At 67.1% G+C, this 15949-nt stretch carries 11 protein-coding genes and 1 tRNA gene; 4 read left to right on the top strand and 8 right to left on the bottom strand.

Translation table 11 applies throughout. The annotated features are described in order from the left end of the window. Positions 1–72: 72 nt before the first annotated feature. Positions 73–1176 (bottom strand): phosphotransferase, encoded by a 1104-nt coding sequence (locus R2733_20420; protein ID MEZ5378876.1) that lies wholly within the window; start codon positions 1174–1176, stop codon positions 73–75. Between the two features lie 118 nt (positions 1177–1294). On the opposite strand from R2733_20420, the gene R2733_20415 reads away from it, so the two are divergent. After that, on the top strand, positions 1295–2569 hold the full coding sequence (locus R2733_20415) for a CoA transferase (protein ID MEZ5378875.1): 1275 nt from the start codon (positions 1295–1297) through the stop codon (positions 2567–2569). Between the two features lie 174 nt (positions 2570–2743). Here the strand turns inward: R2733_20415 and R2733_20410 are convergent. The 5 genes from R2733_20410 to R2733_20390 form a co-directional block, all read right to left on the bottom strand. Next, a tRNA-Asn gene (locus R2733_20410) sits at positions 2744–2816 on the bottom strand. Positions 2817–2860: 44 nt separating this feature from the next. Beyond that, positions 2861–4093: an RNA polymerase sigma factor RpoD gene (gene rpoD, locus R2733_20405; GenBank protein MEZ5378874.1), complete on the bottom strand. Its 1233-nt coding sequence runs from the start codon at positions 4091–4093 to the stop codon at positions 2861–2863. After that, positions 4090–5868, bottom strand: a complete 1779-nt coding sequence (gene dnaG / locus R2733_20400) for a DNA primase (GenBank protein ID MEZ5378873.1) — start codon at positions 5866–5868, stop codon at positions 4090–4092. The genes rpoD and dnaG overlap by 4 nt, the downstream gene beginning before the upstream one ends. 43 nt (positions 5869–5911) lie before the next feature. Then, entirely contained in the window at positions 5912–8512 is a 2601-nt protein-coding gene (gene ppdK / locus R2733_20395) for a pyruvate, phosphate dikinase (GenBank protein MEZ5378872.1), read from the bottom strand. Between the two features lie 60 nt (positions 8513–8572). Continuing rightward, complete coding sequence (locus R2733_20390) at positions 8573–9928, bottom strand: glycine--tRNA ligase (protein ID MEZ5378871.1); 1356 nt, start codon at positions 9926–9928, stop codon at positions 8573–8575. 112 nt (positions 9929–10040) lie between these two features. Here R2733_20390 and R2733_20385 point away from each other — a divergent pair, with 112 nt between their 5' ends. Continuing rightward, on the top strand, positions 10041–11768 hold the full coding sequence (locus R2733_20385; GenBank protein ID MEZ5378870.1) for an RDD family protein: 1728 nt from the start codon (positions 10041–10043) through the stop codon (positions 11766–11768). A gap of 3 nt (positions 11769–11771) precedes the next feature. Here R2733_20385 and recO read toward each other — a convergent pair whose 3' ends face one another. Next, entirely contained in the window at positions 11772–12503 is a 732-nt protein-coding gene (gene recO / locus R2733_20380) for a DNA repair protein RecO (protein MEZ5378869.1), read from the bottom strand. Between the two features lie 2 nt (positions 12504–12505). Further along, a complete protein-coding gene (uppS, locus tag R2733_20375) occupies positions 12506–13234 on the bottom strand; it encodes a polyprenyl diphosphate synthase (GenBank protein MEZ5378868.1) in 729 nt (242 codons plus the stop codon). 85 nt (positions 13235–13319) lie between these two features. On the opposite strand from uppS, the gene R2733_20370 reads away from it, so the two are divergent. After that, the gene (locus R2733_20370; protein ID MEZ5378867.1) at positions 13320–15218 is read left to right on the top strand and encodes an ATP-dependent DNA helicase; all 1899 of its coding nucleotides are present in this window, start codon (positions 13320–13322) and stop codon (positions 15216–15218) included. Beyond that, positions 15215–15913, top strand: coding sequence for a hypothetical protein (locus R2733_20365; GenBank protein ID MEZ5378866.1), 699 nt, complete (start codon positions 15215–15217; stop codon positions 15911–15913). Before R2733_20370 ends, R2733_20365 begins: the two co-directional genes overlap by 4 nt. Positions 15914–15949: the final 36 nt, after the last annotated feature.

The raw sequence follows: 15949 nt of genomic DNA, 5'->3' as shown, positions 1-15949 counted from the left end.
TTCATGCCGCTCACCGGTGTGAAACCGCCAAAGTTGCGGTGGGTGGTGGGGAGTGAGACCTCGAGCGGCGGGTCAGATGCCGAGGTGGTCGTGGAAGCCGATCTGGCGCATTTGTTCGGCGTGGCGGGAGGCCATGGCGACGAACATGGCGTCGCCGCGCTCGGTCTGCTCCACGATCTGCGAGGCGGTGACGGCCATCAGGTAGCCGCTGAACGCACCGAGCACATAGCGATGCCAGATCGAGTCGAAGGAGACATCGACACCGTGACCCGCGAGGCCGTCGACGTAGCGCCGCACGAGTCGTTCGTCGTGCTCGACCCGGGTCTCGGGCAGCAGCCCCGAGCCCAGCATGTAGGCGAGGTCAGTCGGGCCGGAGCCGAGGCTGACCGTCTGCCAGTCGACGATCGTGAGCGGCGCAGCGCCGGGCTCGACCCCGAACAGCATGTTGTCGAGCCGGTAGTCGTTGTGCGCAAGGCAGAGGGCGTGCGCCGGATCGCCGTCGTCGGACAGCGACGCTTCGGCCAGCAGCATGATCTTGTCAGACATGGCTCGACCGAGTTCGATGTCGTCGGCGCTGAGCGCAGTGGCGTAGCGAGTGGCAAAGCCGTCGAACACCATGGCGTAGAGGTCGGCTCGTCCCTGCACCCGATCGAGGGTCGGCGGGATGATCCAATCGAGCTCGGCCAGACGCTCGGCCGCACCCCACGTGGGACCGTGGAGCGCGGCCGCCTGGTCGACGGCGAGCTCGGCCTGTTCGACCGTGCACCCAGCGAGCTGATCGCCCTGAACGGCACCACGGATGTCTTGCATGATGAGCACGAAGTCGTTGGCCTCGGGGTCGCCGGCCACATAGTGAACGGTGGGCACGCACATCGACACCGTCGACGCCAGGTCTCGGTAGAAGCCGACTTCGTGCACATACGTGCCGGTGAGTGCGGCTGTCGATCGGCTGATCTCACTCTGCGACGGGAACTTGCCAACGACCGTCGCCGGCAGCTCAGGGTCGTCGCTCGACCACGTCAGCACGAACCGCACGTTCTCGCCGACCTGACCGGTGCCGATCGAGGTGAGCTTCATGTCGGTGATGGCCGCTCCCCCGCCGATTCCGGCGTCGGCCAGGACGTCGGTGAGCCACTCGGTGGTCATCTCGCGGGCGGGGACGATGGCGGTGCGCATGACCGGTCAGCCTGCCACTTCCCACGCCAATGGTCCAACGGCGGTCGACCCGCCACATCACCGGAGTTCACCTGCCGGAAATGCTGTGATCACCCCCGGAATGGGCCACGATGGTCGCATGCACGACCCTGCCGCGCCCACACCCCACGCTCCGTTGGATCACACGACCGACACGGCGGCCGACGCCGTCGATCCGTCCGCACCAACGGGCCCGCTGGCGGGGGTCCGCATCGCCGATCTGACCACCGTCGTCATGGGCCCGATGGCCACCAGGATCCTGGGCGATCTCGGCGCCGATGTGATCAAGATCGAAGCGCCGGTCGTCGACTTCATGCGCGACTTCGACCCCAAACGATCGCCCGGCATGGGAGCAATGAGCCTCAACCTGCAGCGCAACAAGCGCAGCATCGTCCTCGACCTCAAATCCGAGGCCGGGCACCGGGCGGTCCTCGACGTGATCGCCTCGTGCGACGTCTTCATCTCGAACATGCGACCGGCGGCACTCGCGCGCCTCGGGCTCGACTACGACTCGGTCGCCGCCCGCAAGTCCGACATCATCTACTGCGGCGCCACCGGCTTCGACAGCTCCGGCCCCTACGCCGGCAAGGCGGCCTACGACGATGTGATCCAGGCTGCGTCCGGCATGGCGTCCATGGCGGCGTGGATGGGCGGGGAACCGGCCTACGTGCCCACCATCGCCGCCGACAAGATCAGCGGGCTCCACATCGTCTATGCCGTCCTGGCTGCGCTCTATCGGAAGGCCATGACCGGTCACGGTGACGCCATCGAGGTCCCGATGGCCGAGTCGGTCGCCAGCTTCAACCTGGTCGAGCATCTGAACGGCCATACCCTCGAGCCCAAGGAGCCGCCGTTCAGCTACCAGCGCCTCCTCACCCCGCACCGTCGCCCCCGCCGGTCGGCCGACGGTTGGGTGTGCATCCTCCCCTACAGCGACCAGAACTGGCGCGACTTCTTCGCGCTCGTCGGCGAGCCCGAACTGGCCGACGACCCCCGCTTCGCCTCGGTGAACTCACGGGTGGCCAACGTCGACCCGCTCTACGAACTCCTCGACACGTTCATGGCCCAGCACACGACCGAGGAGTGGATGCAACTCTGCGACGCCGCCTCGATCCCCGCCGTGCCCGTGGTCGACCTCGAACACATCGACGACGACCCCCACTTTGCCCAAGTCGGGATGATCGAACTGCATGAGCACCCCACCGAAGGTGCATACCGAGTGGTGCGTGACCCGGTCCGCTTCGCCTCCGGCAATCCGGGCGTGTGGCGCCATTGCCCGGTGCCAGGTTCGAGTACCGCCGAGATCCTCACCGAGCTCGGCTACGACGACGACGAGATCGCCGCCGTCGTCGAGGCGGGCGCCTGGCAACCCTGACCCGAGCGACACGATCTCGGAATACCTGTCGGCAGCCGACACCGAATTCTCGGCGAACCTCCGGGTTGGCGTACGGCTGAGCGTACGTAGGCCCGGAGGTTTGCCGTTTTGGGCACGGAACCGGTGAAAACGAACATCGCCGCCCCGGTGGAACCGGAGCGGCGATGTTGTTTGCTCGGGGGGTGAGGCTCGAACTCACGACCCATTGATTAACAGTCAATTGCTCTGCCAGCTGAGCTACCCCCGAAGGCGAATGCCGAGGATAGCAAGCCAACACCCGATCGTGGCGGTTTAGTCGAGATAGTCCCGAAGACGGTCGCTGCGCAGCGGGTGACGGAGCTTGGCCAGGGTCTTCGACTCGATCTGCCGGATTCGCTCCCTGGTGACGCCGAACTCCTTGCCCACCTCTTCCAGGGTCCGAGGCCGCCCGTCGACCAGGCCAAATCGCAGACGGACCACGTCGGCCTCGCGCTCTGAGAGATCACTCAGCACCTCGTTGACCGTCTCGGCCAACAGCTTGCGTGCGGTGATGTCGAGCGGCGCAGCGGCCTTGTCGGGGATGAAGTCGGCCATCGACGTGTCGTCTTCCTCACCGATCGGCGAGTCGAGCGACAGTGGGTCCTGCTGGGCGTAGCGCAGGATCTCGGCGACCTTCTCCTCGGACAGGTCGACCGCCTCGGCCAGCTCGGCCATGGTGGGCTCCCGCTCGAGCTTCTGCAGCATCGCTCGCTGCTGGCGGACGACCTTGTTGATCGACTCGACCATGTGCACCGGCACCCGGATGGTGCGGGACTGGTCGGCGATGGCCCGGGTGATGGCTTGGCGGATCCACCAGGTGGCGTAGGTGGAGAACTTGAAACCCTTCGAGTGGTCGAACTTCTCGACCGCTCGCATGAGGCCGAGGTTGCCCTCTTGGATCAGGTCGAGCATCGGCACGCTGCGCCCGACGTAGCGCTTGGCGATCGACACGACGAGGCGGAGGTTGGCCGAGGTGAGTTCGCTACGGGCCCGGTGGCCGTCGGCCACGATCCGACGCAACCGACGTTGCTCGGCGAGCGGCAGCGAGTGCCAGGTCTCGTTGGCGATCGCCTCGGCGACCTCGAGTGAGGCGGCCGCACCGGCGTCGATGCGGGTGGCGAGTTCGACTTCTTCGGCCGAGCTGAGGAGCGGGACCTTGCCGATCTCCTTCAGGTACATCCGAACCGGGTCGGACGAGCCGTTGGCCCGGGCCATGGCGATGGCGGCGACGCGGGCCGGGTCATCACGCAACCGAGACTTGCGGTGACCGTTGGCATCGACCGGGGACTCCTCGATCTCGACCGGGTCGTCGTCGAAGGGGATGTCGTTGGCGTCCAGCCAGTTCTTGACGGCGTCGAGCACCGCGGGCGTCAACTCGACCCGCTTCATGACCTCGATGACGTCTTCGGGGTTCAGGGAACGGCCACCGCGCGCACGCAGCACCAAACGATCCCGATGTTCCTCGGTGAACTCGCTCGGTAGCTCGGCGACGGGCCGGTCAGTCAAGAGACCTCCTCCTGGGGCTGGACCATCCAAGCTAGCAAGCCATCGACCACCGCCGCCTGCCGGTCTGGATCCATCAGCGCATAATGGTTCGTCATCAGCCAGGACAGCCGGTGATTGATGTCGCCGATGTCGACCGGATCGACCGCTCCCTTGGCCGCGCGTCGACCTTCGTCGATCTGGACGTCGAGGAACCGCCGCCACAGCAGGCAAGCGACGTCGATCGGTTCGCTCGTCGGCTCCTCGACCGACACGCGCTGGATGAGGTCGCCGACCTCGGGTCCGGCCGCGTCGATGGCCGCATGGATCGACGGCGTACCGATGACGGCGTCGTAGGCGGTGGCCAGTAGGTCCTGGGTGAACAGGTCGGGCAGGATCAGCCGAGCCATCTCGTCGCGCCGATGCACCACGAGCTTGAGGGCCTCGTACTCCGTGGGGTGGTGCACGCCGGACGACACGCGTCGGGGCGCAACCTCCGCCTTCGCTCGCTCGACCCGGGCGACACCGTTGGCCGCCATCTCCCGCACCAGGTCTTCCGAGATCCGGCAGCGGTCGGCGATCGTGTAGGCGTACTGATCGCGCACGATCCGGTCGGGATGCTCGGCCACCATCGCCAGGGCAGCCTCGGCGGTGCGGGCCCGCCCCTCGACCGACGACAGGTTGCCGGCGGCCAGCGCCCGCTCCACACGGAACTCCAGGAACGGCCGAGCGTTGGTGACGGCGGCCGCCAGCCGGGCCGGGTTCTCACGGGCGAGATCGCCGGGGTCGACCCCGTCGGGCAGATCGGCGACGAGCACTTCGAGATCGTGCGCCTTCTCCCACTCGTAGAACCGGGCGGCCGCGTTCTGACCGGCTGCGTCGGCGTCGAACGACAGCACGACCTTGCGGGCGAAACGTCGCAGTAGCTTCACGTGTTCGTCGGTGAGGGCCGTCCCGCACGTGGCGACGGCACGAGGCGCTCCGGCCTGGCCGAAGCCGATCACATCGGTGTAGCCCTCACACACGATGACCTCGTCGGCCGCGACGATGTCGGCCTTGGCCCAGTTGAGCCCGTAGAGCACGCGACTCTTGCTGTAGACGCCCGAGTCGGCCGAGTTCACATACTTGCGGGCGTCATCCGACCCCGGCAGGATCCGCCCGCCGAAGCCCATGGGGCGGTCCTGGGCGTCGAAGATCGGGAACAGCACCCGACCCCGGAAGAAGTCGTACTGGCTCTGGTTGCGGTTGATCCCGCCCAGCCCGGAGTCGACCCATTCCTTGTTCGACAACCGCAACGCCTTCGAGAGGTGGTCCCACCCTTCGGGGGCCCAGCCGATTCGGTACTGCCGAACGATGTCGCCGTCGTAGCCCCGCTGACGCAGGTAGCTACGGGCGGCACCCGCATCAGCACTGTGGAGCAGGCGGTCGTGGTAGAAGTCGACCGCACGCCCGAGGGCGTCGTAGAGCCGCTTGCGGGCCTTGCGCTCCTCGCCCTCGTTGGCGTCGGTGTAGCGCAGGGTGAGGTTGAACTTGTTGGCCAGCCACTCCACGGCGCCGACGAAGTCGAGCTGCTCCTTCTCCTTGACGAAGGTGATCGTGTCGCCCTTCGCCCCGCAACCAAAGCAGTAGTACAACCCCTCCTCGGCGTTCACCGAGAACGATCCGGACTTCTCGGAATGGAACGGACAGAGGCCGGTGAACCGGCGGCCGACTCGGCGCAGCTGGGTGTACTGCGTGATCACCGCGACGATGTCTGATTGCTCGCGAACGCGAACGATGTCTTCGTCGACGATCCCCACAGGAGGAAACTACCAGGGGGAGACGACAGCGAGATGGCCGCGCTCAGCCCTCGGAGCGCACGATGGCCTGGGCCGCAGCGAGACGGGCGATCGGCACCCGGAATGGTGAGCAGGAGACATAGTCGAGCCCGCAGCGCCAGAACAGATCGATGCTCGCCGGGTCACCGCCGTGCTCACCACAGACGCCGAGTTTGATACCGGGCTTGGTCTCGCGAGCGTCGGCCGCGGCCCGCCGCACCAGCTCACCGACGCCAGCCTCGTCGATCGTGTCGAACGGGTTCGCACCCAGCAGCTCGAGGTCGCAGTAGAGCCGGATGAAGCTGGATTCGACGTCGTCGCGACTGAATCCGAAGGTCATCTGGGTGAGGTCGTTGGTGCCGAAGCTGAAGAAGTCGGCGACGTTGGCGATTTCACCGGCCCGCACCGCAGCGCGAGGTGTCTCGATCATCGTGCCGACGCTGACCGACAGCGGCTCGGACCGGTCGGCGTTGACCTGTTCGATCTCGTCGACCACCCACGATCGGACCAGTTCGAGTTCCTGGCGACTCACGATCAGCGGGATCATGATCTCGACGATCGGTTGCCCTCCCCCGTCGGCCCGTTCGGCGGCGGCCGACAGCAACGCCTTGACCTGGGTTCGGTACAGGTGCGGTTTGAGGATGCCGAGGCGCACACCCCGGGTGCCGAGCATCGGGTTCTCCTCGTGGTTGGCCTGGGCGGCCGCCAGCAGCCGAGCCTCGGCCGCCGAGATGCCGGTGGAGGCCTGGCGGACCAGGAGTTCGGTGATGTCGGGCAGGAACTCATGCAGCGGCGGGTCGAGCAGCCGGACGGTGACCGGCAGCCCGTCCATTGCCTCGAGGAGAGCGATGTAGTCGCTGCGCTGCACCTCACCCAGTTCGACGAGTGAGTCGAGCTGCTCCTGTTGCGACTCGGCCAGGATCATCCGCTGGACGATCGGCAGACGCTCACCCAGGAACTGGTGCTCAGTCCGGCACAGACCGATGCCTTCGGCTCCGTACTCGCGTGCGACGAGCGCATCGTCGGGCGTGTCGGCGTTGGCCCGTACGGCGAGCTTGCCGGCGCGGATCTCGTCGGCCCACCCCAAGATCTCGTGCATCTCGGCCGGGACGTCACCCTCGGACAGGTCGACGGCACCAAGGAACACCTCGCCCGTCGCGCCGTCGAGGCTGATGATGTCGCCCTCTCGCACGACCAGGTTGCCGACCGTGAACAGGCCCTCGCCGATCGTGATGCCGCCGGCACCGCACACCGCCGGTTTGCCCCATCCCCGGGCGACGACCGCTGCGTGGCTCGCCAACCCACCCTTGGTGGTGAGGATGCCCTCGGCGATCGCCATGCCGTGCACATCTTCGGGCGACGTCTCGTCCTTCACCAAGATGACGTCGATGCCCTCGTCGTAGGCGTCGACGGCGGTGTTCGGATCGAAGTAGACCGCACCGACCGCCGCGCCGGGCGAGGCCCCGAGTCCGGATGCGATCGGCGACACACCGGGGCCGCTGAACTGAGGGTGCAGGATCTGGTCGAGGTGATCGGCGGTGACCCGCAACAGGGCCTCGCTTCGATCGAGCCCGAGGTCGTCGGGGTCGGCCAGCTGCTTGGCGATACGCACGGCGGCTGCTCCCGACCGGTCACCCGGTCGAACGCCGAGGAACTGCAGGGTCCCCTGTTCGACGGCGAAGTCGAGGCTGATCATGTCTCGGTAGTGCGATTCGAGGACAGCGAACGATGCCTCCAACTGGGCCCAGGCCTCAGGCAGCCGGTCACGGAGGTCTCCGATCGCGACGACCGGCGCGGTACCGGCATCGACGCCCTGGCCGCCGACTCGGAAGTCACCATAGGGTTCCTTCGCCCCGGTGACGGGATGGCGGGAGAAGGCGAGCCCGCTCCCCGATCGCTCGTCGCGGTTGCCGAACACCATCTGTTGCACGATGACCGCCATGCCCAGGTCGTGCGGGATGTTCTCCCGCTGCCGGTAGGCCCGGGCCTGTGGGGAGTCCCAACTCCGGAACACGGCCTCGACTGCGGCGAGCACCTGGCGTTCGACGTCTTGGGGAAACGGGGTGCCCCGCTGGTCGAGCATGGTCAGGAAGGTCTGGGCCAGCAGCCGTGACTCGGCGACACCGAGCTCGCTCTCGGTGGTGACGCCGGCCATGGTCTTGGCCCCGTCGATCCGGCGCTCGAACTCCTCGATCGGCACGCCACACACCACGTTGCCGTACATCTGGATCAGCCGCCGATACGAGTCGTAGGCGAACCGCTCGTCACCTGTGGCCTCGGCCAGCTCCACCACCGTCTCGTCGTTCAGACCGACGTTGAGCACCACCGGGGCCGCTCCCGGCATGAAGGTCGGCGTGCTGGGACGAACGCCGACGAGCAGCGGGAAGCCATCGGCCCGAGCGAGCCGGCGGGTCTCCTCACGAGCCTCGTCGATGTCGGCCTCGGCGAACGCCCCGGTGGCGAGGAACGACCGACACGCCAACGTGGTGACCACGAAACCCGGCGGCACGGGCAGTCCGAGGCCGACGCTGATGTCGGCCAACGTCGCACCGGTACGCCCGAGCATCGCAACCAGCTCGTCGAACGAGACGTCGTGGGCGTGATCGAGCGTGTAGATGGCGCGCATGGCGCCGAGACTACGAGCAAACTCGCCGGGTGTCTCGCCTCAGCGGCGCGATCGCAACGCTCAGGCGAGTCGTTCGGCGAGCCACGCCTCGATCTGATCGAGCGGCAGGCGCACCTGCTCCATCGAGTCACGCTCACGAACCGTGACGGCCTGATCCTCGAGCGAATCGAAGTCGAACGTGACGCAGTACGGCGTACCGATCTCGTCTTGGCGGCGGTAGCGCTTGCCAATGTTCTGGGTCTCGTCGTAGTCGCACATCCAGCGATCGGCGAGACGCTCGAACAGCTCGCTGGCCGGTCCCGACAACTCGGGCTTCTTGGACAGCGGCAGCACGGCCACCTTGAACGGCGCCAGCTTGTGATGCAGCCGGAGCACGATGCGGGTGTCGTCGTTGACCTGCTCCTCGTCGTAGGCCGCCATGAGGAAGGCCATCATCGTTCGGGTGGCGCCGGCGGCCGGCTCGATTACGTGTGGGATGTAGCGCTCGTTGTTGGCCTGGTCGAAGAAGTCGAGCTTGTTGCCCGAGTGGTTCGAGTGTTGGGTGAGGTCGAACTCGCCCCGGTTGGCGATGCCCTCGAGCTCGTCCCAACCCCACGGGAACAGGAACTCGACGTCGCTGGTGCCGGCTGAGTAGTGGCTGAGCTCGTCGGCGTCATGGGCCCGCAAGCGCAGCTTCTCGGCCGGGATCCCCAGGTCGAGGTACCACTGGAGCCGGGTCTGGCACCAGTACTCGTACCAGTCGGACGCCTCGGCCGGCGGCACGAAGAACTCGAGCTCCATCTGCTCGAACTCACGGGTGCGGAACACGAAGTTGCCGGGCGTGATCTCGTTGCGGAAGCTCTTGCCGATCTGGGCGATGCCGAATGGTGGCTTCTTGCGGCTGGTGTAGAGCACGTTCGCGAAGTTGATGAACATGCCCTGCGCGGTCTCGGGTCGCAGGAAGACCTCGTGGCCGGCTCCTTCGACCGGGCCGGCGTGGGTCTTGAACATGAGATTGAACTGGCGTGGCTCGGTGAACTCGCCTTTCGCGCCGCACGTGGGGCAGACCTCGGGATCATCGAGCTTGTCGAGACGATGGCGGCTGCCGCACTTGCGGCAGTCGACCAGCGGATCGCTGAAGTTGGCCAGGTGGCCGGAGGCTTCCCAGATAGCTGGGGGCGACAGGATCGAGGCGTCGAGCCCGACCACGTCGTGGCGCTTCTGCACCATGGAGCGCCACCAGGCGTCTTTCACGTTGCGCAGGAGCAGCACGCCGACAGGCCCATAGTCGTAGGTGGAGCGGAAGCCGCCGTAGATCTCGGCGGACGGGTAGACCACGCCACGCCGCTTCGACAGGTTGACGATCTTGTCGAAGAGCTCGGGGTCGTTTGCCACCGAATCGGTGGTCGGGCTCGTGTCGGTATCAGGGGCAGCCATGGCGTCGCAGGCTAACGTCTTCACTTGCAGCGTCGGAAAATTTTCCCGACGCCGACCGAATCTATTGTGCCCGGCCACCCCCGCACGGCCCTGCACCACGAGGCCCTACCGCATGCTCGATCCTGATCTCACCAACATCTTGAAGCGTCGCATCGGCGCGTCGCTGATCGACCTGGGCGTCGTCGGACTCATCAGCACGATCGTCTGGCGCACCCAGCTCATCGCCTTTCCCATCACCACCGCCGACCCGATCACCGGCAACCCGATCTTCGACGCCACCCAGCAGGCCCGGCTCGACGACATCGCCGAGAGCCTGAACACCTCGTTCACCCGCAACAACACGTTGTACGTGCTCGACCAATCCGGCTTCGTGCTCACCGCCCTCGCCGCCATCGTGATGTTCGTCCTCGTCTTCGTCCTCATCCCGGCGAACGTCGGCTGGTCACCGGGCAAGAAGCTGCTGTCGCTCGCCGTGGTCGACGCCGACGGGAACAACCCGTCGCTCGTCGCCCATGCGAAGCGCACCGCCGCCGGCATCATCGATGTGTTGCCCATCGTGCTGCCGGGTCTGGCGGGCTGGATCATCGCCAACACCCACGAGTATCGGCAGCGCCTCGGCGACCGGATTGCCGGCACCTACGTCATCGACAACCGAGTCGGAGCGAAGTTCATCGACCCTTCGGTCTACGCCCGACGCCGGGAGCTCCGCCGGGCTGCCACGGGTGCCGGAGCCGGCGACAACGACGAGATGGTCCAGATCGGCGACCGCCTCGGCGGTTCGCCGAGCGGACTGCACCGCCCCGAACCTGAGCCGGTTTCCACCGCGGCGTTGCCGGCGCTGCCCCCGCTCGACGCCCTCCCGCCCGACACGCTCGAAACCGACGCTCCACCAATCGGCGCTCTGCCGAACAGCACGCCGCCGACCGACGCCCCGCCACTCGGCAACCAGCCGACAACCGAGGCGATCGCTTCCCTCGCGTCGAATGACCTGCCCGCCGACGACGAGATCGACTTGTCACACCTCGCAAACATCGGTTCCCACCCGGTCGACCTTCCCCCGATCGATCCTCGTCTCGCCGACCTGCCTGCACCGAATCTGGCCGACCTCGACCCGCCGATGGCCGACGCTGCACCCCTGCCGACAACGCCATCCGGGAGTGTCGCTCCGGCGCCCAGCCACCGCTTTGCTGTCGACGCCGACGCACCGACCAATGAGCTGGGCTTCGTCGAGGCCGATCAGCCCGGACTCGGCCTCAATGACACGACCGGCTGGCACGATCCGGTGGCGGCGCCACCTCCTGCCCCATCGATCGATCCTCCGTTGCCGACGCTCGACGACACGACCCCGTTGGCGTCCCGCCTCGATGATCTCGACCTCGGCCGATCGCCGGCCACCTCGTCGGCGCCGCCACCAACCCATCGTGGCCTCGATGCTGCCGATCATTCAACGCCCGAGCACTCAGCGCCCGACGACATCGACCTCCCTGACACCGATGCGCAGTCGATCGAGGTCGACGAGCCCGAGAGCGACGAGCGTCGCGATGAGCCGACGTGGGAGCAGCCGGTCCCCGAACCGGCGCCAGTGTGGGAGCCCTTCGCCGAGCGGACCCCATCGCACCGGGAGTCGCCCGTCGATGACGCCACAACCGGCGAGCACGAGCTCGCCACGACACCGGCTGCCTCCATCGAAACACCCGACACCACGGCCAGCTCGAACACCCCCGCCGCCGATGGTCTGGTGTGGAACGAACAGTGGCAGGCCTGGCTGTTCTGGGACGCCGAGCACGAACATTGGCTCCGGCACGACATCGCCAACGATCGCTGGATCCCGATCAGCTGAGCGTCAAGACGCCGGATGCACCTGCTGATACAGCAAGGTCGAGGTGCGAAGTCGGCGTTCGAGATGCTGCTCGAGCATGCGCGACGCAAGGTGTTCGAGCTCGTCGGACACCGCCGGTGGCGTGGTGTCGAGCACATGCCGCACGTGACCGGCGAACACCATGATCAGCGTCTGACGTGCTGCCTCGCTGATCGGTTCGCCGCGCCGACAGTTGTGGCACAAGACGCCACCCTCGTGGATCTCGATTGCCACCAGCCGCTCGGTCGCACCACATGACACGCACGCGTCGAGCATCGGGGCCACGCCTTCGAGGGCCAGCACCTTGGCTGCGAACGCCGGGACCACGAGCGGATTCCCACCACGATCGAGTTCGGCCAGTGCGCCGGCCAGCAGTTTGTAGAGCGCCGGGTTGCTCTCACCTTCCTGGCCGACCTGATCGACGATCTCGAGCAGCACCGTGGCCCGGCCGAATCGATCGATGTCGGTACGCAGGTTCGGGTGGAGCTGTTCGGTCTCGACCTGGGTGATCACGTCGAGGTTGCGGCCCTCGTAGAGCTGGAGTGAGGCAACACAGCCGGGTTCGAGCCGGCTTCCGAACTTGCTCTTCGTACGACGCACGCCCTTGGCGACCGCCCGCACCTTCCCGTGCCCTCGGGTGTAGAGGATGATGATGCGATCGGCCTCGGCGAGCTTGTAGGTCCGCAGGACGACCCCGGTGGCCCGATAGAGCGCCACGATCAGTCGCCGAGCCCGCCGAATCGACGGTTGCGGCTCTGGTATTCGCGCACGGCGTCGGCCAGGTGGTGGCGCCGCACGTCGGGCCAGTAGTCATCGAAGAAGTACAGCTCGGCGTACGCCGCCTGCCAGATCATGAAGTTCGAGATCCGGTGCTCGCCTGACGACCGCATCCACAGATCGACCTCGGGAGCTTCGGGGTCGTAGAGCCGCTTGGAGATGTTCTCCTCGTTGATGTCGATGCCGTCGGCGACGAGCGACTTGACGGCGTCGACCACCTCGGCCCGTCCGCCGTAGTTGAAGGCGATGGTGAAGGTGAGCTTGGTGTTGTCCTTGGTCAGCTCGACCGACTCGTTCATCCGCTTGAGCAGGCGACGGGGCACTCGCCAGTCGCGCCGGCCGATGAAGCGGATCCGCACGCCCATCTCGTGCAGTTCGTGGCTTCGTCGCACGAGGAGGGACTCGTTGAACCCCATCAGGTAGCGGACTTCGTCGGTCGGGCGCCGCCAGTTCTCGGTGGAGAACGCATACACCGTCAACCACTCGATCCCCAGTTCGAGGGCGCCATGGACCGCGTCGAACAGGGCTTCCTCGCCGGCGGCGTGGCCTTCGGTGCGCTTGAGGCCACGGGCCTGCGCCCAGCGTCCATTGCCGTCCATCACGGCGGCGACATGGCGCGGGATCCGCTTGGGGTCGATTCCGGTCAGGTCCATCGGGGAGGCGGCGTCCACGGCAGTCACGGTACTCCGAGCAGTGGGAAGGTCGGCGGCAATCGTGTGGCCAGGGTCCGTCGCCTTCCGGGCCTAGGCTCGGGGGATGTCCAGCGCCGCCGCCCTGTTGGGGACCGTCACTCGACAGATCGCCGGCGGTGGCGAACTGCGCCCGGGCCAGGTCACCATGGCCGAAGAGGTCACCAAGACCCTGACCGGCCCCGACACGCTGCTGATCGAGGCCGGCACCGGTACGGGCAAGTCGGTGGCCTACCTCACCCCGGTACTCGATGCCCAGAAGCGAGCGGTCGTGGCCACCGCCACGATCGCCCTGCAGAGCCAACTCGTCGAGAAAGACGTGCCGATGGTGGCCGCCGCCCTCGGCCGTGAGGTCTCGGTCTCGGTGCTGAAGGGCCGTGGCAACTATCTGTGCCGCCAGCGCGTGGCCGAACTCGAACGGGCGTCGCACACCGAGCAGCTCGAGCTCATGGGCGGCCGATCGCAGTCGGAGGCACTCGGCGATCTGCTCGACTGGGCGAACGACACCGAGACCGGCGACCGCGAGGAGCTCGAGACCCAGCCGGCGTTCGACCTGTGGCGGGCGTTGAGTGTGGGCCCCGACGAGTGCCCTGGCGCCGCTCGCTGCCCGTCGGGCGAACACTGTTTCGCCGAGATGGCACGGATCCGGGCCCTCGAAGCCGACGTGATCGTCACCAATCATCACTACTACGGCCTCAACCTCGCCACCGGTGGTGCGCTCCTCCCCGACCACGACGTCGTCATCTTCGATGAGGCCCACCACCTGGCCGACGTCATCAGTGCCACGTGCGGTACCGAGGTGTCCGGCGGCCGCTTCCGCAATCTCGGGCGCCACGCCCGCCGGTTGCTGACCGACGACCGAGCACCCGAACTTCTCGACAAGTCGGCGAGCGATCTCGACAACGCACTGCGACCACGGCGTGGCATGAAGGTGGCATTCGACGCCGAACTCGTCGCGCTCCTGGTAGCCGGCCGGGATCGGGCCGACCGGGTCCTGGGCGCCGTCCGCAAGATCTCGGCGGCCGACGGCAGCGACGTTGCGGCCCGCGTGGAGCGGGTCATGACCGCCGCCACCTCTCTCGTCGATGCCATCGACAACGTGCTCGAGTCCGACGATGACGACGTCGTCTGGGTCGACGGGAGCGACAGCGCGCCGGTCCTGCGACGCACGCCGCTCGACGTCGGATCGATCCTGCAGGCATCGCTCTGGGGTGAGCGATCGGTCGTGCTCACCTCGGCCACCCTGCCAAGCGGCATCGTCACTTCTCTGGGTCTCCCGTCGTCCACCGAAGTCGTCCGAGTCGGGTCGACCTTCGACTACGCCAACCAGGGTCTGCTCTACTGCGCCACGCACCTTCCCGAGCCACGGCGTCCCGAGGCCCGGGCGGCGGTCCGAGACGAGATCACCGATCTGATCCGCGCCGCCGGCGGTCGCACCCTCGCCCTGTTCACCAGTGCGGCGGCCATGAACGAGGCCGCAGACCACTTCCGCGACGAACTCGACGTGCCGGTGCTCGCCCAGGGTGAGCAGTCCAAGACCGCACTCATCGAGGCGTTCATGGCCGACCCTCGTTCGGTACTGGCGGCCACCATGTCGTTCTGGCAGGGCGTCGACCTTCCCGGCGACACCCTCACCCTGGTCACCATCGACCGCATTCCGTTTCCCCGTCCCGATGAGCCGGTGCTGCAGGCCCGGCGCGATCTCGCCGGTGCCTCCGCCTTTCGCGTCGTCGACCTGCCCAAGGCGCAGATCCTGTTGGCACAAGCGGCGGGACGCCTGATTCGGCGGGCGACCGACCGTGGCGTCGTGGCCGTGCTGGACACCCGGCTTGCCACCAACAAGTCCTATCGCTGGGACCTCATCAACGCCATGCCCGAGCTGCGCAGAACCCGCGATCGCGACGAGGTGATGGCGTTTCTTCGCGATCTCGACATCGACGCAACCGCCAAGGCCGACCTGGCGTGAGGTCGGTGCCCTGGATCACGCTGTACGTCGGCATCTTCATCGCCGGCGGCTACGTGCTGGGAAGCGTCGTTCGCTGGCGGTTGTGGTCTGCGCCATCGCTTCGCCCGGCCGCTCGACTCGATCTCGACCGACCGCTGGACGACGACGCCGGCCGTCTCGATCCAGGCGTGATCATGGCGGCAATCGAAACGGTCGCCGCGGTTGGCTGGTCGTTGTTCGTTCTCTGGGTGACCGATCGGCTCGCACCGGGAACGACGACGTTTCGCGACTCCTCCGCTGTCGGGTTCCTCGCGTCACAATCGCTGACCGCATGGGAATCGGCCTCGCTGTGGTCAGGGCTTGCGGTCGTCGTCGGCATCGCCTTCCCGCCTCCGGTGCGGGTCGATCGCGGCCGATCCGGGGTGGCACCGACCGCCGGCCTACTGCTGTTCCATCTCCCGATCGCCCTGTTCGTCGCCGCCGGTGCGTTCTTCGGCGCCCAGTTGGTTCGTGGCCGCCAGCGTTGGTCACACACCGTTGCCCTGCTGGCCCTTCCCGTCGCCGAGTGGACCGCCTCGATGCTGCAGGTTCGTTCCGTGTGGGGGTTCGTCCACGGGCCGGAGACGGCGCTGTGGATGGTGGGCGTTGCCGGCGTGCTCGCCGCTCGGCGAGGACGCTCGACCTGGCAGCAAAATGAGTCGATCGGCCTCCCCTGAACGGGGACCTCAACCACTCATCTCACTTTCGAAAAT

This window comes from Acidimicrobiales bacterium (genome assembly GCA_041394265.1).
Taxonomy (GTDB): domain Bacteria; phylum Actinomycetota; class Acidimicrobiia; order Acidimicrobiales; family SZUA-35; genus JBBQUN01.
The sequence above is the reverse complement of the archived record's forward strand: the minus strand, read 5'-3'. Positions and strand labels throughout refer to the sequence as shown.